We start from the raw sequence: 560 nt of genomic DNA on the forward strand, positions 1-560 counted from the left end.
CAGCCCGGCCGCCAGCAGCGCGCCGTCAGCCCGGCCGCCAGCAGCGCGCCGTTGGCCGGCGCGGCATCGGTGCGCGCGCTGTCGCCGGCGCCATGCACCTGGGCCGCGACCTCGCGGAATGACGTTGTCTTTTCGGCCGCCTCGGCGAGCAGCTTGGCGGCGGGCGCGTCGGCGCCCTGGGGTTGCGCCGCGCGGTCGGCGCGAGCGCCGGGCACTTCACCACCGCCGCCCAGCCGGCGTGCACCGCGGCCGCCGCCTTCAGCGCCGGCTTGGCCGCCGAGCGCATCGCCCGATTCGGCCTCACCGGCCTGGGCCTGGCCGCGCGCCAGCTTGCCGCCGGCCTGCGTGCTCGCGGCCGGGAGGTTCAGCCCGCGCGGCATCGGTGCGCGCGCTGTCGCCGGCGCATCGGTGCGCGCGCTGTCGCCGGCGCCATGCACCTGGGCCGCGACCTCGCGGAATGACGTTGTCTTTTCGGCCGCCTCGGCGAGCAGCTTGGCGGCGGGCGCGTCGGCGCCCTGGGGTTGCGCCGCGCGGTCGGCGCGAGCGCCGGGCACTTCACC

At 79.1% G+C, this 560-nt stretch carries 1 pseudogene; it reads right to left on the reverse strand.

The window, feature by feature from the left end:
• A pseudogene (locus tag ACXJLU_RS33535) lies at positions 1-560 on the reverse strand (hypothetical protein); the annotation flags it as partial.

The sequence above is a fragment of the Rhizobacter sp. P5_C2 genome (assembly GCF_054049715.1).